Annotated in this window: 14 protein-coding genes and 1 pseudogene; 12 read left to right on the forward strand and 3 right to left on the reverse strand. The window is 61.9% G+C overall.

The features are described from left to right. Positions 1–50 precede the first annotated feature (50 nt). The 8 genes from GPICK_RS04605 to GPICK_RS04640 all read left to right on the forward strand — a co-directional run bounded on the left by GPICK_RS04605 (position 51) and on the right by GPICK_RS04640 (position 8,504). Entirely contained in the window at positions 51–767 is a 717-nt protein-coding gene (locus tag GPICK_RS04605; RefSeq protein ID WP_039740876.1) for a GntR family transcriptional regulator, read from the forward strand. Between the two features lie 5 nt (positions 768–772). Then, on the forward strand, positions 773–1,501 hold the full coding sequence (prpB, locus tag GPICK_RS04610) for a methylisocitrate lyase (protein WP_052263282.1): 729 nt from the start codon (positions 773–775) through the stop codon (positions 1,499–1,501). Positions 1,502–1,720: 219 nt separating this feature from the next. Beyond that, positions 1,721–3,040, forward strand: coding sequence for a citrate (Si)-synthase (locus GPICK_RS04615; RefSeq protein WP_039740878.1), 1,320 nt, complete (start codon positions 1,721–1,723; stop codon positions 3,038–3,040). A gap of 37 nt (positions 3,041–3,077) precedes the next feature. Further along, complete coding sequence (locus GPICK_RS04620) at positions 3,078–4,673, forward strand: acetyl-CoA hydrolase/transferase C-terminal domain-containing protein (protein ID WP_039740879.1); 1,596 nt, start codon at positions 3,078–3,080, stop codon at positions 4,671–4,673. 100 nt (positions 4,674–4,773) lie between these two features. After that, positions 4,774–6,327 (forward strand): 2-isopropylmalate synthase, encoded by a 1,554-nt coding sequence (locus GPICK_RS04625; protein WP_039740881.1) that lies wholly within the window; start codon positions 4,774–4,776, stop codon positions 6,325–6,327. A 170-nt stretch (positions 6,328–6,497) separates the two neighbouring features. Next, a complete protein-coding gene (locus GPICK_RS04630; RefSeq protein ID WP_039740883.1) occupies positions 6,498–6,707 on the forward strand; it encodes a hypothetical protein in 210 nt (69 codons plus the stop codon). A 173-nt stretch (positions 6,708–6,880) separates the two neighbouring features. Next, a complete protein-coding gene (locus GPICK_RS04635; RefSeq protein WP_039740885.1) occupies positions 6,881–7,219 on the forward strand; it encodes a helix-turn-helix domain-containing protein in 339 nt (112 codons plus the stop codon). Continuing rightward, positions 7,209–8,504: a type II toxin-antitoxin system HipA family toxin gene (locus GPICK_RS04640; RefSeq protein WP_039740887.1), complete on the forward strand. Its 1,296-nt coding sequence runs from the start codon at positions 7,209–7,211 to the stop codon at positions 8,502–8,504. The genes GPICK_RS04635 and GPICK_RS04640 overlap by 11 nt, the downstream gene beginning before the upstream one ends. Before the next feature lie 240 nt (positions 8,505–8,744). Here the strand turns inward: GPICK_RS04640 and GPICK_RS16850 are convergent, their stop codons facing one another. Next, entirely contained in the window at positions 8,745–9,389 is a 645-nt protein-coding gene (locus GPICK_RS16850) for an SH3 domain-containing protein (protein ID WP_084201337.1), read from the reverse strand. Positions 9,390–9,891: 502 nt separating this feature from the next. Between GPICK_RS16850 and GPICK_RS18215 the strand changes: the two are divergent. From GPICK_RS18215 to GPICK_RS04655, 4 genes and pseudogenes are all read left to right on the forward strand, one after another. Beyond that, positions 9,892–10,358: pseudogene (locus GPICK_RS18215) on the forward strand (iron-containing alcohol dehydrogenase); the annotation flags it as partial. A gap of 105 nt (positions 10,359–10,463) precedes the next feature. After that, positions 10,464–11,039 carry a hypothetical protein gene (locus GPICK_RS18220; RefSeq protein WP_456236261.1) on the forward strand — a complete coding sequence of 192 codons (576 nt, stop codon included), beginning with the start codon at positions 10,464–10,466 and terminating at the stop codon, positions 11,037–11,039. A gap of 12 nt (positions 11,040–11,051) precedes the next feature. After that, the gene (locus GPICK_RS04650; protein WP_039740889.1) at positions 11,052–12,707 is read left to right on the forward strand and encodes a GAF domain-containing sensor histidine kinase; all 1,656 of its coding nucleotides are present in this window, start codon (positions 11,052–11,054) and stop codon (positions 12,705–12,707) included. Positions 12,708–12,902: 195 nt separating this feature from the next. Further along, complete coding sequence (locus tag GPICK_RS04655) at positions 12,903–14,420, forward strand: sigma-54-dependent transcriptional regulator (protein ID WP_039740890.1); 1,518 nt, start codon at positions 12,903–12,905, stop codon at positions 14,418–14,420. A gap of 90 nt (positions 14,421–14,510) precedes the next feature. On the opposite strand, the gene GPICK_RS04660 is transcribed toward GPICK_RS04655, so the two are convergent. After that, complete coding sequence (locus GPICK_RS04660) at positions 14,511–16,532, reverse strand: cache domain-containing protein (RefSeq protein ID WP_039740892.1); 2,022 nt, start codon at positions 16,530–16,532, stop codon at positions 14,511–14,513. A gap of 40 nt (positions 16,533–16,572) precedes the next feature. Continuing rightward, positions 16,573–17,967: a sigma-54-dependent transcriptional regulator gene (locus GPICK_RS04665; protein ID WP_039740894.1), complete on the reverse strand. Its 1,395-nt coding sequence runs from the start codon at positions 17,965–17,967 to the stop codon at positions 16,573–16,575. Positions 17,968–18,173 lie beyond the last annotated feature (206 nt).

Genomic DNA, 18,173 nt, shown 5'->3' on the forward strand with positions numbered 1-18,173 from the left:
AAATACACTTTGTGGGCATAGATACGAAATATAAACCTTGTATACACAAAATGTGTCGACATAATCAGCGGGAGAAACATTTCGTGCAATTATCTGAAACCACGTCATTGACCCTGTCCGACCGCATATTTGAACAACTCCAGACTGCTATCGTGAAAGGTGAGATTCCGGCCGGTAGCAAGATTTCGGAACCGGAACTGGCCAAGGCCTACGGCGTTAGCCGCGGGACCTTGAGGGAGGCCCTGAGCCGCCTCGAGGAGCGGCATCTCGTGGTCCGCTCGCCGAACCACGGTGCTCGGGTCATCACACTTTCCTATGAGGAGCTGATCGATATCTACCAGGTGCGGGAGGCGCTGGGCGGTATGGCGTGCGGCCTTGCGGCGGAGCGGATGAGCGATGCCGAGATCGCCGATCTGAAGCGGCTGCTCGACGATCATGAACAGAGCATAAGCGAAGATCAGGGGCTCTCCTACTACCAGCAGGAGGGGGAGCTGGATTTCCACTACCGGATCCTCCAAGGGAGCCGAAACAGGAAAATCCTGAGTGTGCTGGAAGGGGGGCTCTATCAGCTGATGCGCATGTACCGCTACCAGTTCAGCATTTCAAGCCAGCGTCCGCTCCAGGCCCTCAAGGAGCATCGCCGGATCGTTGAGGCCCTCGCGGAGCGGGACGCAGAACTTGCAGACTTGCTGATGCGCCGCCACATCCGCTCTGCCCGCAAGAGCATCGAGGAGCGGCACAGGAAATCCCGGGAGCAGGAGGAGTAGCCCCCATGTGCGACAGGGTGTCACCGGGAAGGATGTTCCGCGAGGCGGTTGCCTCTGAACGGCCACTGCAGATTGTCGGCACCATCAATGCCTACTGTGCCCTCCTGGCCCGGCAGGCTGGGCACAGGGCGATCTACCTCTCCGGGGCCGGTGTGGCCAATGCCTCCTTCGGGCTTCCCGATTTTGGGATCACGTGCCGAAACGATGTCCTTGAGGATGCCCGCTGCATTACCGGCGCCTGCGACCTGCCGCTCCTGGTGGACATCGATACGGGGTGGGGTGAGGCGTTCTCCATCGAGCGCACCGTTAAGGAGATGATCCGCGCCGGCGTTGCCGCCGTCCACATCGATGACCAGGTATCCCCCAAGCGCTGCGGCCATCGCCCCAACAAGGCGCTCGTTTCCAAAGAGAAGATGGTGGACCGGATCAAGGCGGCAGTCGACGCCCGGACAGATTCCGATTTCGTCATTATGGCCCGGACCGGCGCCCTGGCGTCCGAGGGGTTGAGCGCCGCCCTCGAGCGGGCCTATCTCTGCGTGCAGGCCGGCGCGGACTGCGTCTTTGGCGAGGCCATGACCGAGCTGGTGATGTACCGGATGTTCGCCGATGTGGTGGGGGTGCCGCTCCTGGCCAATATGGCCGAGTTCGGCAAGACCCCACTGTTCACGAAACAACAGCTGGCCGACGTGGGGGTCGCCATGGCGCTCTATCCCCTGAGTGCCTTTGAGCCATGAGCCGGGCTGTCTTGACGGTGTACGAGATGATTTCCTGCGAGGGAGCCAGGAGTCGGCACTGGGCGGGATGCAGTCGCGGGTCGAGGTGGAGAACCCAATCGGGCACCGCCGCCGGCGCGTAGAGACCATCCCGCTTTTGGAGAAAAAGTTCTGGAGAAACCTCATGTCGCTGTTACTCATCTGAGCAGCGTTATCACACCCCACACAAAGGAGAGAAGCATGGCATTGAAAGAAACACTCAAGCAGAAGCTGGAGGAGTTCCGTCCCCGTACAACCAGGCTCGTCAAGGAGTTCGGCAAGGTGAAAATCGACGAGGTCACCATCGATCAGTGCATTGGCGGTGCCCGTGACGTCCGCTGTCTGGTCACCGACATCTCCTACCTCGATCCGCAGGAAGGGATCCGCTTCCGGGGTAAGACCATTCCCGAAACCTTTGCCTGCCTGCCGAAGGCCGCCGGTTCAGACTATCCGACCGTTGAAGCGTTCTGGTATTTCCTTCTCACCGGCGACGTCCCGACCCAGGAACAGGTGGACGCGGTCCTGGCTGACTGGAAAACCCGCCAGGCGGTTCCCCAGTACGTGTTCGACATCATCCGCGCCATGCCGCGGGACAGCCATCCCATGGCGATGCTCTCCACCGGCATCACTGCCATGCAGCGGGAGTCCAAGTTCGCCGCCTTCTATGAGTCGGGCAAGTTCAACAAGACGGTCGCCTGGGAATATGTCTACGAAGACGCCTGCGACATCGTTGCCCGCATCCCGGTCCTGGCGGCCTTCATCTACAACCTCAAGTACCGGGGAGACAAGCAGATCGCCATCGATCCGGCGCTCGACATGGGGGCCAACTTTGCCCACATGATCGGCCAGGGTGAAGAGTACAAGGATGTGGCCCGCATGTACTTCATCCTCCACTCCGACCACGAGTCCGGCAACGTCTCGGCCCACACCACCCACCTGGTGCATTCAGCCCTCTCCGATCCCTACTACTCCTACGCCGCGGGGCTCAACGGCCTGGCGGGCCCCCTCCACGGCCGCGCCAACCAGGAAGTGCTCGACTGGACCATCAAGTTCCAGGAGAAGTACTGCAAGGACCAGGAGCCGACCCGGGAACTCATCACCAAAGCCCTCTGGGACACCCTCAACTCCGGTCAGGTCATTCCGGGGTACGGCCATGCCGTCCTCCGCAAGACCGACCCCCGCTACACCTCGCAGCGGGAGTTCTGCCAGAAGCACCTCCCGAACGATCCCCTTTTCAAGCTGGTGGCGATGATCTTCGAAGTGGCTCCCGGCGTCCTTACCGAGCACGGCAAGACCAAGAACCCCTGGCCCAACGTGGATGCCCAGTCGGGGGTGATCCAGTGGCACTACGGTGTCAAGGAGTGGGACTTCTACACCGTTCTGTTCGGCGTCGGCCGGGCCCTCGGCTGCATGGCCAACATCACCTGGGATCGCGGGCTCGGCTATGCCATCGAGCGGCCCAAGTCGGTCACGACCCCGATGCTCGAGAAGTGGGCGGCTGAAGGCGGCCGGAAGATCTAACCCTTTCCACCACAGAGAACCAATAAGGAGAAATGTGATGTCTGAATACGGAACACTGCAGGACCGCGTACGGTGCAAGTCCCTGCTCGGCAAGGTGATGACCGCCGAGCAGACCATTCAGTTCTTCAAGCCCGGCATGAACCTGGGCTGGTCCGGCTTTACCCCCGCCGGTTACCCGAAAGCCGTCCCCATCGCCCTGGCCGACCATGTGGAGAAGAACAGCCTCCAGGGGAAATGGAAGTTCAACCTCTTCATCGGCGCCTCCGTCGGTGCCGAGACCGAGGACCGCTGGGCCTCCCTCGATATGATCGACCGCCGCTGGCCCTACCAGACCGGCAAGAACATCGCCGCCGGCATCAACGAGGGGCGGATCCGCATGGGAGACAAGCACCTCTCCCTCTTCGCCCAGGATCTGGGCTACGGCTTCTATACCAAGGATACCGAGAGCGGCAAGCTCGACCTGGCCATCATCGAGGTCTCGGCCGTCACCGAAGACGGCGGGCTCGTGCTGACCTCCTCCGGCGGGGTGGTTCCCGAAATCCTCATGATCTGCGACAAGGTCATCCTGGAGGTGAACGTCGGCCAGCCCTCCTTCGAGGGGATGCACGACATGGTGGTCTGCAACCACCCGCCGAAGCGGCAGATCCTCGGCATCACCCATGCCGGCGAGCGGATCGGCACCACCTACGTCCCCTGCGATCCGAGCAAGATCGTTGCCGTGGTCGAGTCCCGCTATCGTGACAAGGGGCGCGCCTTTGCCGAGCAGGACGACACCTCCGAGGCCATCGCCAACAACATCATCGACTTCTTTACCCATGAAGTGAAGGCCGGCCGCCTGCCGAAAAACCTCCTGCCGCTCCAGTCCGGTGTCGGTTCCATCGCCAACGCGGTCATCGGCGGCCTGGCGAAGGCTCCCTTCGAGAACCTGACCGTATTCACCGAGGTCCTTCAGGACACGATGCTCGACCTCTTCGATTCCGGCAAGCTCGATGCTGCGTCGTCCTGCTCCCTCTCCCTCTCTGAGGAGCCGGGCTTCCCCCGTTTCTTCGCCAACATGGACAAGTACGCCGACAAGATTGTTCTGCGTCCCCTCTCCATCTCCAACGCCCCGGAACCGATCCGCCGGCTTGGCGTCATCGCCATGAACACTCCGGTTGAGATCGACATCTACGCCCACGCCAACTCCACCCTCGTCGGCGGCACCCGGATGATCAACGGCCTCGGCGGTTCCGGCGACTTTCTCCGCAACGGCTACCTGAAGATCATGCACACCCCCTCATCCCGTCCCACCAAGAACGATCCGACGGGTATCTCCTGCGTTGTGCCCCACTGCTCCCACATCGACCACACCGAGCACGACCTGGACTGCGTAGTTACCGAGCAGGGGCTGGCCGATCTGCGGGGAGTGGCGCCGAAGGAGCGGGCGCGGCGCATCATCGAGAAGTGCGCCCACCCCGACTACAAGCCGATCCTGAGCGAATACCTGGAGATCGCCTCCCGGGAGTGCCTTGCCAGAAAGGTGGGCCATGAGCCCCAGCTGTGGGATCGCGCCTTCAAGATGCACCTGAACCTGGCCCAGAACGGCACCATGAAGATCAAGAACTGGGACGTGAAGATCGACCTCTGCGAGTAAACGCGGGTCGAGGAGTCGAAACGCGCCACAGAAGCTCCGGGGGAGCCCGGGGCTTCTGTGGCGGCCTCTTCAAAGGAAGGGGAGAGAGAGGACCACGGACATGGCAACGGCACCAAACGGGGATGAGCGGCAGATTGTCAGGATTTTTGACACCACGTTGCGCGATGGTGAGCAGTCGCCCGGCAACAGCATGAATATCGAGGAAAAGCTGAGGGTGGCACGGCAGCTGGAGAAGCTGCGGGTCGATGTGATTGAGGCCGGCTTCCCCATTGCCTCGGATGGTGATTTCGAGGCGGTCAGGCTCATTGCCCGGCAGATCAGGGGGCCGCAGATCGCGGGTTTTTGTCGGGCACTCGACGCGGACATCGACCGGGCATGGGAGGCGCTGCAGTATGCCGGCGAGAACGCCCGGATCCATACCTTCATTGCCACCTCCGATATCCACATGAAGTACAAGCTCAAGATGGAGCCGGCCAGGGTGCTGGATGCCGCGGTCAAGGCGGTCAGGCGGGCCGCTTCCTATACCCCCAACGTGGAGTTCGCCTGCGAGGATGCGGTGCGGACCCGCCTGCCGTTTCTGGCCGAGGTGGTCGAGGCGGTCATCGATGCCGGCGCCACGACGGTCAATATTCCCGATACGGTCGGCTACACCATCCCCTTCGAGTACTTCAGCATCATCCGCCATCTGAAGGAGAACGTGAGGAACATCGACCGGGCCGTAATCTCGGTCCACTGCCACAACGATCTGGGGCTTGCAGTCGCCAACTCCATCGCCGCCGTGCAGGCCGGTGCCCGCCAGGTGGAGTGCGCCATCAACGGCATCGGCGAGCGAGCCGGCAACTGCTCGCTGGAAGAGTTCGTCATGGCGCTCCGCACCCGTCACGACATCCTTCCCTTTGCCACGAACGTGGTCACCGAACAGCTTACCACCGCCAGTAGGCTCCTCACCGCCATCACCGGCATAGGGGTTCAGCCCAACAAGGCGATTGTGGGGGCCAACGCCTTCGCCCACGAGGCCGGTATCCACCAGCACGGCATGCTCATGGACAAGTCCACCTACGAGATCATGACGCCGGAATCGGTCGGGCTCTCATCAAGCGCCCTCGTGCTCGGAAAGCACTCAGGCCGTCACGCCTTCAAGAAGCGCCTGGAGTCCCTGGGGCACCACCTGGACGAGGAGCGGCTCAACCGTGCCTTCGAGCGCTTCAAGGCCCTGGCTGACCTGAAAAAGGAGGTATTTGACGAAGACCTGGACGCCCTCGTCCTCGACGAATCCCGTCAGGAAGCGAAATACCGGCTGGAGCAGATTACCGTGACCTGCGGCTCCCCTGCCGTGGCTACTGCAACGGTGCAGCTTGCCATTGACGGCAGACCGGCGCGCTCGGCCGAGCTGGGAGACGGTCCGGTGGATGCCGCCATCAAGGCCATCAACAGGCTGGTCAAGGGGAAAGCGAAGCTGTTGCAGTACAACGTCGGTTCCATAACCGGCGGCTCCGACGCCCAGGGGGAGGTCACCGTGCGGGTTGCCGAGGGGGGTAACGCCGTGGTGGGCAAGGGTGCTTCAACGGACATCGTCGAGGCGTCGGCCAAGGCCTACGTTAACGCCCTCAACCGGTTGAGCTTCAGGCAGAAGCGCTTTGGTGAAACTGTCTGAAAATCAGGTATACTTGCCAATGTCTTCAGGCGTAGCTCATAAGGACCCTTTTACGACAAGGGGCTGGGGTGGTCTAAACTCTAAAGTTCAGTCTGAAAGCAAAGACGGAATGTTTTCTCTCAGCCGTTGTGGTGTACACTTTAATGCCAGACGACAAAGGGAGGTTCTCCATGCTGTTGGAGCAACTGGTTGAACAGGCCGCGCAGCCTCCGAAGTACGACTGGGAGGCCTACTATCGCTGGCTGTTCAGCACCCTTGCGGGGCGTGAAGTCTCCAGCTTCGATTTCTGGCAGTGCCCCCACTGTCTCACCATCAACTTTTTCCTCCCGGCCCAGCGGTACGGAAAGTGCCGCGGGTGCGACCTCATTCACCTCCCCTAGTTTTCCCGCATCGCCGGTTGTTGGCGCAAAAGACAGTCGCTCCCTGGCGGCAAAGTAATAGCTGGGGGCACTCTGTTTTATCCTTTAAACGACGTTGACAGTTTTTTGTCAAATGGATACTATAATATCCATTAGGTATCTAAAAGTTACTATAGTATCCATTGGTAGGGTTTATGCCATCTCCACAAGACAGAACATTTCTCCCGGCGACCCGCGAGGCAACGGAGCTCCTGGGCAAACTTATCAGGCTGGAGCGGCGGGAGCGCAGAATGTCCGAAGATGAGCTGGCTGGACGCGCCGGCATAAGCAGGCGGACGCTGCAGAGGATCGAGCGCGGAGATCCCCGGTGCGCAATCGGGCTGTTCTTCGAACTGGCTGTCCTGGTCGGGGTGAAGCTGTTCGATGCCGACGACCGCGCTACTCTCGCCCTGCACCTTGGTCGGGTGAACGACAGGCTCGCCGTTTTGCCCCACCGCATCCGCACTTCAACGAGAGTTGACGATGAATTCTAACCACCCCCTCAAAGAGCTGTATGTCTGGATATGGCTTCCCGGCGAGACAGAGCCGGTTGTGGCGGGAAAGCTGACCACCCAAGGAACGACGTACCTCTTCAACTATGGTCGCAGTTACCTCGACCGTGACAATGCCATCTCCATTTACGATGCAGAACTGTCGCTCCGCCAGGGGCTGATCCCTCTGCTCCCCGGTCTCGGCATGCCGGGCTGCCTGAGAGACGCAGCCCCTGATGCCTGGGGGCGCAAAGTGATCTTGAACAAGAGGTTCGGCAGGGCAGCCTCAGAGGTCGATCCTGGCGCTGTCGATGAACTGACCTATCTGATCGAGTCCGGCTCGGACCGGATCGGCGCGCTCGATTTTCAGCTTTCACCGACGGAGTACGTCCCCAGGCATGCCGCCGGCGCCCCCCTCGAGGAGTTGATGGAAGCCGCGGAGTTGATCGAGAGGGGGGTGCCTCTGACTCCCGAGCTCGCCCAGGCGCTACAGCATGGCACCTCCATCGGCGGAGCGCGGCCGAAGGCCCTGGTGGAAAGCAATTCCCGCAAATACATCGCCAAATTTTCGGCTTCGACTGACCTGTACTCCATCGTCAAGTCCGAGTTCGTTGCCATGAGGCTTGCGGCTCTGGCGGGACTGGATGTGGCCCCGGTATCGCTGTTGAACGTCGCCGGGAAAGATGTGCTGATGGTGACCCGCTTCGATCGCGTCCCCGCATCTGCCGGCTGGCAGCGAAAGGGGATTGTCTCGGCACTGACCATGCTGCAGTTGGACGAAATGATGGCGCGATACGCCAGCTACCATGATCTGGCGAATCTGGTGCGGGAAAAGTTCACGAACGCCCCGGGAACGCTTCGGGAGCTCTTTTCCCGCATCGTTTTCAATATTCTGATCGGTAACACCGACGATCACGCCCGTAACCATGCTGCTTTCTGGGATGGCCGCATGCTGCAGCTGACCCCAGCCTACGACATTTGCCCCCAACCCCGCCATGGGCGGACTGCCTCGCAGGCCATGCGGATAACCGGTGCTGACAACTCAAGCAGGATCGTCACCTGTCTAGAGGCCGCTCCGCATTTCCTTCTTCGCGATGCGGAGGCTGCCCGGATTGTTGAAGGGCAGCTCAACTGCATCGAAGAGAATTGGTCAAGGGTTTGCGATGAGGCCGCTTTGAACGAGGTGGATCGCAACCTTTTGTGGCGGAATCAGGTGCTGAATCCGTTTGCCTTCGAGGGGGTGGAGGGTGGGCCTTTAAGCGGGCTTTCTGCTTATCAAGAAAAATAGCAAGCAGCCACCCCTGAGGACCTTCCCAGGGAAAAGCATAATTTCATGGGCGTCCCGCGTTGCCCTCCTAGGTTGTGAGGGTGGGATGAGTGGACAGGAAAGGTTGGCCCGTCTCTTCGAGGCAAGGCTTCTGGCAATGTGTAGACGCGACACCATGGAGGCACGCTACGACACCCCGAGGCGCCCCAATGTAGAGAAACGCATGAAATCATGGGCGTCCCCCCCACTGGCGGACAAATATCAATTGGTTTTTGCTACGAATCGGGAGGAAATCCAACCAGTAATGTTTTTTCCGTTATCACTGTAACTGATTTTTATCCAATTACCCTGACGGCTTTGCACTTTCAATTTTGTTCCGTCTTGCACTGTTCCGACAATTGGTTGGGAAGCTGACGCAGCAGACCTAACATTTACAGCGTCAGTGGTTGTTACGATATCTTCGACGGCAACATGGGAAGAGTTTTCTGAAGAATTTGAAAAGGCACCAATTGCAGCCAAGAATACAATGAATGCAACTACGATTAGCGCGACCATTCCGCCTGTGCTATTAGAGCTAGAGTGACGGGAGGCACAGGCAGGACACAAGGAGCGTATGCCGTAGCTCACTCCTGACGATACTCCTATTCTCCTGCCGAAATAAACCCGGACATTGTCACCAACATATACCCTTCTTCGGTAAATAGCTCCCTTTTCGCCGCATATATAGCAACGTACAGATGAAGTCTGGCTATAATCTTTTTCAATTCGACTTCTTTGTTCTGAGTCAAACCTGCGATTCCTCATTTCAAGCTGATACTTTTGATATGCAGACCAGTTTGCTGCATCCTGGGTTTTTTCCCAATGCCGCTGTTTTGCCTCTTCTGAAAAGGGATCGTTTTCTGACATAATGACCTCAAATCAAGAGATTCAATGGGACTCTTTACTGTTAAGCGAACAACGGGCCGGGCCTTGACCCGCACTGGGTCGTCTTTTTGTCCCGGTCGGCGTCTAAGGGTTTGGATGATCATCTGGGCCCATCGCCTCAGGCTGCTCACCTGTCCCCGGTAAGCGCTGGACAAGTTCATTGCACTACTGATTTCTGGAATTTTTTTCAAAATATACGCAGACTTTGAAAGGCTGTAAATTAATAATTTCACGTAAAGTGGGGGAGGGCATCTCTGGGGAGGCCACATCAATGACCCGAGGCGCCAGTCCACCCGGAAGATATTCTTCGTGCCACAGTGGAACATAATGCGCTAAAATGGAACAAAGGCTTTTGTCCTGAAATGGAGCAGTGCCGGTGGCCCATTGTGGCGCAGAATGCCGTAAACGGTTGGTTTGCAGCTTTTGCACGGGAATTGCACACGTATACGGTTGTATACGGTAATGTTCCCATCAAGGAGGCACCATGAATATCAGCAAATTCGTGGCCCCGGAAATAATCTTCGGCCGCGGCTCCCTGAGCCAGATCGGCGAGAGCGCCGCGCGCATCGGCGCTTCCAAGGTGTTCCTGGTCAGCGACGAGGACGTGATCAATGCCGGCTGGGTGGATCAGGCGCTGCACTACCTCCACGCCGTCGGCCTCGAAACGGAGATCTACTCCTCGCTTACCTCCAACCCGAAGGATTTCGAGGTGATGGAGGGGGCGCGCCAGTACCAGGCCTCGGGGTGCGACGCCATCGTCGCCGTGGGGGGGGCAGTCCCACCGACGTGGCCAAGGCGGTGGCCATCCTCGCCAGCAACGGCGGCCAGTTGCGCGATTACGAGGGGATCAACAAGATTGCCCGGCCGCTCCCCCCCATGGTGATCGCCCCCTCCACCGCCGGCGCCGGCTCCGAGGTGAGCCAGTTCGCCATTATCGTCGACACCGAGCGCAAGCTGAAGATGTCGATCATCTCCAAGTCCCTGGTGCCGGACATCGCCATCGTCGACCCGGAGCTTCTCAGCACCAAGAACGCCAAGCTGGCGGCCGCCACCGGCATGGACGCCCTCACCCACGGCATCGAATCCTACGTCTCCCTGGCGGCGACCCCCCTCACCGACATCCACGCCTGCAAGGCGATCCAGCTCATCGCGGCCAACCTCCGCCGGGCGGTGGCGGACCGCCGGGACGCGGAGGCCAACACCAACATGGCGATGGCGAGCCTCACCGCCGGCATCGCCTTCTCCAACGCCATCCTCGGCGCCACCCACGCCATGACCCACCAGGTGGACGGTCTCCTGGACCAGCACCACGGTGAGGCCAACGCCTCGATCCTCCCCCACGTCATGGAGTTCAATCTCCCGGCTTCCCCGGAGCGCTTCAAGCACATCGCCTGGTCCCTGGGGAAGGACGTGCGCAACACCAGCGCGGAGGAGGGGGCCTGGCTGGCCATCGAGGGGATCCGGGAGCTGATCGCCGACATCGGCCTTGCCAAGGGGCTCGGCGCCATGGGGCTGCGGGAGGAGTTCATCCCGCTGCTGAGCCGCAACGCCCTCAACGATGCCTGTCTGGTGACCAATCCGCGCAATGCCACGGTGGAGGACATTGAGGCTATTTTCCGTAAGGCCATGTAACCGGGGAATACGATGAACAACAGGGAAAAGCTCCTCGAACAGCTGACCGGGGTCGACTCCTCCAAGCTCAACTACTATATCGAGCTGAAGAAGCGCAACCAGGAGATCCTCAAGCAGAACAGCCGCCTGGAGATCCTGCAGCAACTCACCCGGGACATCAACATCGACATGTCCATCGAGGATATCCTCGAGCGGGCCTTCATCAAATTCCCTCAGACCCTCTCCTGCGACTTCCTCGGCCTGGTGACGATGCGCAGCGGCTCCCTGCGGCTCAAGGCGCTGATGCCGCGGGATTTCTGCCGGATCGACAATTTCCCGGCGCACTCTCCCGCGCTGAACGTCATCCGGGAGAAGAAGGCCGGCATCTTCAACCTGACGGCGGAGGAGTTGAGCCACGTCCAGATCAACCCCCGCTATCCGGGGCCGCTGCGGGCGCTGGCGGTGGCGCCGATGTTCAAGCGGGACGAGGTGATCGGCGCCCTCATCGTCGCCAGCGTCGCCGACGCCGCCTACAGCGAGGCGGATCTCAGCTTTGTCCAGCATCTGGCCGACCAGCTCTCCATCAGCATCCAGAACGCCCGGCTCTACAAGCAGGTTTCCCGGGCCAAGAAGGAGTGGGAGGAGACCTTCCTGGCGGTCACCGACCCGATCTTCCTGGTCGATACCGACTACAACGTTCTGCTCCACAACAACCGGCTTTCGCCGGAGATGAGCGGCTTCTGGAACCAGGCGGTGAGCAACAAGTGCTTTGCCCGGCTCCACGGCCGCACCCACCCCTGCGAGAACTGCCCCATCAGGGAGGTCCAGCGGACCGGCAAGCCGGTATTCCAGCGCTGGCAGACCGACGCGGGGCTCCTCCTGGACCTCTCCTACTACCCGGTCCTCAACGAGGACAAGCGGCTCTCCGCGGTGACGATCATCATCAAGGACGTCACCGAGAAGACCAAGATGGAGGCGCAGCTCGTCCAGACGGCCAAGCTGGCGGCCCTGGGGGAGATGGCGGCCGGGGTGGCCCACGAGCTGAACAGCCCCATGACGGTCATCATCGGCACCGCCCAGCTGCTGGCCCGGGACCTCCAGCTGGAGGCCCAGTACGAAAAGGCCGAGGTGCTGGAAGACATCATCAACTCGGGACTGCGCTGCAAGCGGATCATCCAGAACCTGCTGACCTTCTCGCGGCAGAACCAGCCGCCGGTGACCGACATCGACCTCAACGGCGAGGTGGAGCGGGTGCTGAGCATGATCCAGTACCAGATCAACCGGAGCCAGATCCGGATCGTGGAGCAGCTCGCCCCCTTCCTGCCACGGCTCACCGCCAACGGCCCCCAGATCCAGCAGGTGCTGACCAATTTCCTGATCAATGCCCGGGATGCCCTGGCCGAGGTGGAGCGGAAGGAGAAGGTGATCACGGTGGCCACCGCCCTGCTGGTGAAGGGGGGACGGAAGTGGGCCGTGCTCAGCGTGGGGGACAACGGCGTCGGCATCCCGCCGGAGAACCTCTCGAAGATCTTCACCCCCTTCTACACCAGCAAGGAGGCGACCAAGGGGACCGGCCTCGGCCTCTCGGTCAGCCTCGGGATTGCCGAGTCCCACAACGGCACCATCGAGGTGGAGAGCCGGGAGGGGGAGGGGAGCACCTTCTCGCTGCTGCTCCCCATCGAGCAGTAACGGGAAGGGAGAATAACCCCCGAAAACGTTTTGCCACAGAGACACCGAGACACAGAGGTCAATATTCAACAAATCCGACGAGTTTCAGGCTTCACTTGTTTCCTGGACTTCACCTGGTGATTTTCTCCGTGTCTCTGTGACTCTGTGGCGGACGTTCCGTTTTTTTAGAATAACCGAGCATTGACGGAGTACATAATGGCCCAGATTCAGATACTTATCATCGACGACGAGACGGACGTCTGCACCTTTTTCCGGCGCCTGCTGACGAGGAAAGGGTACGGCGTCGTCACCGCATCGAACGAACCGGAGGCGCTGCGGGCCCTCGGCGAAAACAGCTTCAACGTGGCGATGGTGGACCTGAAGCTGCCGGATACCGACGGCCTGACCCTCCTCCAGGCGATCAAGGCCCGCCAGCCCGGCTGCGAAGTGATCATCATGACCGGCTACAGCACCATCAAGACGGCGGTGACGGCGATGCAGCTCGGCGCCTACGAGTATCTGGAGAAACCCTTCGACGACATCGGTGAGATCGAATCGCTCATCGAGAAGGCGGCCACCCACGGCCTGACCGCGCTGCAGGGGAATGACGCGCGGGAGGAGTGGGTCGAGGTGGCCCAGGGGGTGGGGTTCCTGGTCGGCACCTCCCCGGCCATGCGGCGCCTCGTCTCCCTGGCCCACAAGATCGCCACCAAGAATGTCACCGTCCTGATCCAGGGGAACACCGGCACCGGCAAGGAGGTCCTGGCCCGGTTCATCCACGCCGCCTCGGGGCGGGCCGGCCAGCCGTTCATCCCGGTGAACTGTGGCGCCCTGCCGGAGAACCTCCTGGAGAGCGAGCTCTTCGGCCACGAGAAGGGGGCCTTCACCGGCGCCAACCAGCCCCGCCGGGGGATCTTCGAACTGGCCAACCACGGCACCCTCCTCCTGGACGAGATCGGCGACGCCAGCCCCCAGATCCAGGTGAAGCTGCTGCGGGTGCTGGAGACCGGCGAATTCATGCGGGTCGGCGGCGAAAAGCCGATCAAGACCGATGTGCGGGTCATCGCCGCCACCAACGTCGACCTGGAGCAGGCGATCCGCGAGAAGACCTTCCGCGAGGACCTCTTCTACCGGCTCAACGTGGTGCGGCTGGAGATCCCGCCGCTCCGCTCCCGCACCGAAGACATCCCCCAACTGGCGGAGCACTTCGTCCGTCTCTTCAATCCCGATCTCCGGATCTCCCCCCCGGCGCTGCGCCTCCTGCAGGGGTACGGCTGGCCGGGAAACATCCGCCAGCTGGCCAACGTCATGCGGCGGGCGGTGGTGCTGTGCAGCGACGGCACCATCCTTCCCGAGCACCTGGGGAATACGCTCCTGAACGGGGCCGCCGCTGCCTGCCCGTCACTCCCCAACGGCGGGGAGGGGGGCGCGGTCATCCCTCCCGAGCGGCTGCTGGAGCAGTACGGCCGCTCCGATGCCCTGGAGAGGCTGGAGGCCGATGAACTGAAGCGGATGCTCGACGCCGTGCGCGTCCTGGAGACGAGGCTCGTGGCGGCCATGGGGGGGAAGGGGGGCGTGTCCCCGCGGCGCGGCCTCAAGGAGACGGAGGAGGAGACCATCAGGAGGGCGCTGGAGCAGTGCCGGTGGAACATCACCGAGACGGCGAAGGTCCTGGGAATCGGCAGGAATACCCTCTACCGCAAGATCAGGCAGTTCAACCTGCTCAATCCCTGAAGGGGCAAGAGGGTGGGGGGGAGAGAGCCCCCCGGAATGCGAAAAGGCCATCCCGACAGGAGATGGCCTTTTTGCGTTCCGGCGATGGGATCACGGGAGGGGGGGAGGGGGAGCCTCCTCCGGTTCCCCCTGCCGCAGCGGCAGCACCACCCGGAAGGTGGTGCCGTGCCCCACCTCGCTCGCCACGGCGATGTTGCCGCCGTGGTCCTTGATGATGCCGTAGGAGACCGAGAGGCCGAGGCCGGTCCCTTCACCCTTGGTGGTGAAGAAGGGGCTGAAGATCCGCTTCAGGTTCTCCGGCGGGATGCCGCACCCCGTATCGCTCACCGAGGCGGTGCAGGTCCCTGCCGCCTCGTCGAAGGAGGTCGTCACCGTCAGGGCCCCTCCCTCCTTCATCGCCTGGATGGCGTTGAGGATCAGGTTGGTGAAGACCTGGCGGAGCTGGTCGCCGTCGCCGCCGATCTCGGGGAGGAGCGGCGCGTACTGCGTCTGGATCTCGATGCCGGCGAGGGGGATCTGGTGCCCCACCTGCTTGAGGATCTCGTCCAGCAGCGGGTGGAGCGCCACCGTGCCGAGGCGCTGCTGCTGCTGGCGGGCGAACTTGAGGAGGCTGCCGACGATCCGCTCCACCCGCCCCACCTGCTGGGCGATGGTGTCCACCTCCTCGCGGTTGGGGTCGTCCTCGGGGATCGCCATCTGGAGGAGCTCGGTGTTCCCCCGGATGATCGCCATCGGGTTGTTGATCTCGTGGGCCACGCCGGCGGCCAGCATCCCGATGTCGGCCAGTTTCGCCGCCCGCACCAGCTCCTCCTGGGTCTTGACGAGGAGGAGGTTCTTCTCCTCAAGCTGGGCGGTCCGGTCGAAGACCTTCTGCTCCAGCTCCCGGTTCAGGGTGCGGATGTCGTCCTCCCGCTGGGTGAGGGTGGAGGTCATGGTGGCGATTTCGTGGGCCAGGTCGCCGATCTCGTCGCGGCTCTCCACGGCGATCCGGAGGTCGCGCTCGCCGGCGGTGACCCGGCGGGCCACGGTCTCCAGTTCCTTGATGGGGCGGGCGAGACGGGAGCTGACGAAGCTGGAGATGGCGAGCCCGATGAAGGAGCCGCAGAAGAGGATCACCCCGAAGATGAGAGAGATTTCCCGCTTCATCTCCAGGAAGGGGCGCTCCATGATTCCCACGTAGAGGGAGCCGATGGGGACTCCCCGCAGGTTCAGGATCGGCTCGTAGGAGGAGTAGTACCAGTCGTTGACCACGAAGGCCCGGCCCACCCATTTCTCGCGGGCCAGGATGACCCGGTTGTAGACCTCTTCCGAGAGCCGGGTGCCGATGGCGCGTTGCCCGGGGGCGCGGAGCACGTTGGTGGCGATCCGCAGGTCGCCCAGGAAGATGGTGGCTGTTCCCACGTCCAGTCCCTGATAGTTCACCGCCTCGAAGACGATCTTCTTGATCCGGTCCACCAGTTCGTTGTTGCCGTTGAGGAGCACTCCGCCGTAGAGGGCGCCGACGATCCTGCCGGCCTGGTCCCGCACCGGCACCGACACCACCATGGCCATGCCGGAGCGCTCGACGGTCTCGTCCCGTTCCCGGGCGTGGAGGGTGGGGAGGATCTGGATGGCGGCCTTGGCTGCCAGTCCCTTTCCCTCCTTGATCAGTTCCTCGGGGGGGATGACCTCGGTGCCGGAGATTTGCTCGCCCCGCAGGGCCCGGGAGACGATCTGGTCGCTGATCTTGCTGTCGCCGAAGGCCGCGGGGTTGCTGGCCCGGAAGACAACCTGGCCCGACCGGTCCACGGCGGTGAGGATGTCGAGCCCTTCGCTCGCCATGCGCGGCACGAGGAGGTTCCTGAGGGTCGTCCGGTCGCTCCGCTCGATGATCATGGAGGTGAAGGGGTTGGTGGCGGTGAACTTGACCACGTCGCGGATGTGGTCAAGCTCGCTCTGATAGACGGCCCGGGCCGCGTTCAGGTCGGTCCGGACCTTTTCCTGGGCCTGGTTGACGATGCGGGAGTTGATGATGTAGACCCCGATCACCCAGCAGATGACCGACGCGACGAAGAGGGGGAGGAGGGTGGCCACGATGAGCTTGAGGCGAATGGGGAAACGGCGCTGGATCATGGCACTCTCGTGAATCCGCGGTGCAGAATTCGTTCCGGGCTCAAGCGTCCGGGTCTCCTGCGGACGACCCGCTCTGGCCCGGGATGGCGAAGCCGTATTCAGCGATCTTGCGGTCGAGGGTCTTGCGGGAGATGCCGAGGATCTCGGCGGAGCGGCTCTTGTGGAACCCTGTCTGGCGCAGCACCCGCTCGATGTGCTCCCGCTCGATATGCTCCAGGGAGATGAGCCGGTTGTCCGCGGCGGGGGCGGCGGGCTCCCGCTGCCGGATCGGAAGGACCTCCGCGGTGATGACGTCGCCGCGGGTGAGGATCACCGCCCGCTCCATGACGTTCTCCAGCTCCCGGACGTTGCCGGGCCAGCGGTAGCCGTGCATCAGCTGCAGGGCCTCCGGGGCGAACCCCTTAATCTCCTTCCGGATTCGCCGCGAGTACTTTTTCATGAAGTGGTCGGCCAGGGGCTCGATGTCCTCGGGGCGCTCGCGCAGCGGCGGGAGGTCGATGGTGATGACGTTGAGGCGGTAGTAGAGGTCTTCCCGGAACCGCCCCTCCTGGACTTCCTTCTCCAGCTCCTTGTTGGTGGCGGCCACGAAGCGGATGTCGACGCTCTTCGACTTGGTGGCCCCCACGGGGATGAAGCTCCGCTCCTGGATCACCCGCAGCAGCTTCGCCTGGACCGCGGCGGAGACGTCGCCGATCTCGTCCAGGAAGAGGGTGCCGCCGTCGGCCTCCTCCAGGAGCCCCTTCTGGGTGGTGATGGCGCCGGTGAAGGCGCCGCGCACGTGGCCGAAGAGCTGGCTCTCCAGCAGGGTGTCGGAGAGGACGGCGCAGTTGATGGAGAGGAAGCGCTTCCCCCGCCGGGAGCTGTTGTAGTGGACGGCGCCGGCGATGAGCTCCTTGCCGGTCCCCGATTCGCCGAGGACGAGGATGTTGGCGTCGCTGGCCGCCACCTGCAGGGTCAGCTCGTACACCGCCCGGAACTTCTCGCTGGTGAAGATGATGTTGTCGGGGGTGTCGGTTCGGTTCAGCTCTTCCTTCAGGACCCGGTTCTCCTTCATCAGGAGGTCCAGCTCCAGGGCGTTCTCGATGACGCCGAGGATCTTCTCCTTGGGGAACGGCTTGGTCACGTAGTCGTAGGCCCCGTGCTTGATGGCATCCACCGCCGAATCGATGGTGCCGAAGGCGGTCATCACCATCACCGGGAGGTTGGGGCGGAGCTTCTTCGCCCGCTTCAGGACCTCGATCCCGTCCATGTCCGGCATCCGCACATCCTGCAGGAGCATGTCGGCGTCCCCGTCCGTCCCCCCTTCGAGCCGCGCCAGGAGGCTCGCTCCGTCGGCGAAGGTCTCCACCTCGTACTCCTTCGCCTGGAGGAGTTTCTGGAGGTAGCGCCTGATCCCCTCCTCGTCGTCGCAGATCAGAATTCGTGCTTTGAGCATAGTCTTTTTCCGTCCGTAAACAGTCGCAAAATTCATCGATTATCGGTCTGTCCCGATGGACAAAATGATACACAGGCGGCCAGAATTCTGCAAGACAAGTTTCCCCAACTACGGCTTTGGTAAAATGGCCATTCCAAAAAAGCCTAGCCATATTGAAGTGTTACTGATGAGTGGGTCGTTATGGAAAGCCGTAAACGGTTTGGCAC

It is taken from the genome of Geobacter pickeringii, from assembly GCF_000817955.1.
Taxonomy (GTDB): domain Bacteria; phylum Desulfobacterota; class Desulfuromonadia; order Geobacterales; family Geobacteraceae; genus Geobacter; species Geobacter pickeringii.

What these genes read in the sequence shown, in the direction of transcription:
- GPICK_RS04605 (WP_039740876.1), top strand. Translation starts at nt 51, where the DNA reads ATGTGTCGACATAATCAGCGGGAGAAACATTTCGTGCAATTATCTGAA.
- prpB (WP_052263282.1), top strand. Translation starts at nt 773, where the DNA reads ATGTGCGACAGGGTGTCACCGGGAAGGATGTTCCGCGAGGCGGTTGCC.
- GPICK_RS04615 (WP_039740878.1), top strand. Translation starts at nt 1,721, where the DNA reads ATGGCATTGAAAGAAACACTCAAGCAGAAGCTGGAGGAGTTCCGTCCC.
- GPICK_RS04620 (WP_039740879.1), top strand. Translation starts at nt 3,078, where the DNA reads ATGTCTGAATACGGAACACTGCAGGACCGCGTACGGTGCAAGTCCCTG.
- GPICK_RS04625 (WP_039740881.1), top strand. Translation starts at nt 4,774, where the DNA reads ATGGCAACGGCACCAAACGGGGATGAGCGGCAGATTGTCAGGATTTTT.
- GPICK_RS04630 (WP_039740883.1), top strand. Translation starts at nt 6,498, where the DNA reads ATGCTGTTGGAGCAACTGGTTGAACAGGCCGCGCAGCCTCCGAAGTAC.
- GPICK_RS04635 (WP_039740885.1), top strand. Translation starts at nt 6,881, where the DNA reads ATGCCATCTCCACAAGACAGAACATTTCTCCCGGCGACCCGCGAGGCA.
- GPICK_RS04640 (WP_039740887.1), top strand. Translation starts at nt 7,209, where the DNA reads ATGAATTCTAACCACCCCCTCAAAGAGCTGTATGTCTGGATATGGCTT.
- GPICK_RS16850 (WP_084201337.1), bottom strand. Translation starts at nt 9,389, where the DNA reads ATGTCAGAAAACGATCCCTTTTCAGAAGAGGCAAAACAGCGGCATTGG.
- GPICK_RS18220 (WP_456236261.1), top strand. Translation starts at nt 10,464, where the DNA reads ATGGACGCCCTCACCCACGGCATCGAATCCTACGTCTCCCTGGCGGCG.
- GPICK_RS04650 (WP_039740889.1), top strand. Translation starts at nt 11,052, where the DNA reads ATGAACAACAGGGAAAAGCTCCTCGAACAGCTGACCGGGGTCGACTCC.
- GPICK_RS04655 (WP_039740890.1), top strand. Translation starts at nt 12,903, where the DNA reads ATGGCCCAGATTCAGATACTTATCATCGACGACGAGACGGACGTCTGC.
- GPICK_RS04660 (WP_039740892.1), bottom strand. Translation starts at nt 16,532, where the DNA reads ATGATCCAGCGCCGTTTCCCCATTCGCCTCAAGCTCATCGTGGCCACC.
- GPICK_RS04665 (WP_039740894.1), bottom strand. Translation starts at nt 17,967, where the DNA reads ATGCTCAAAGCACGAATTCTGATCTGCGACGACGAGGAGGGGATCAGG.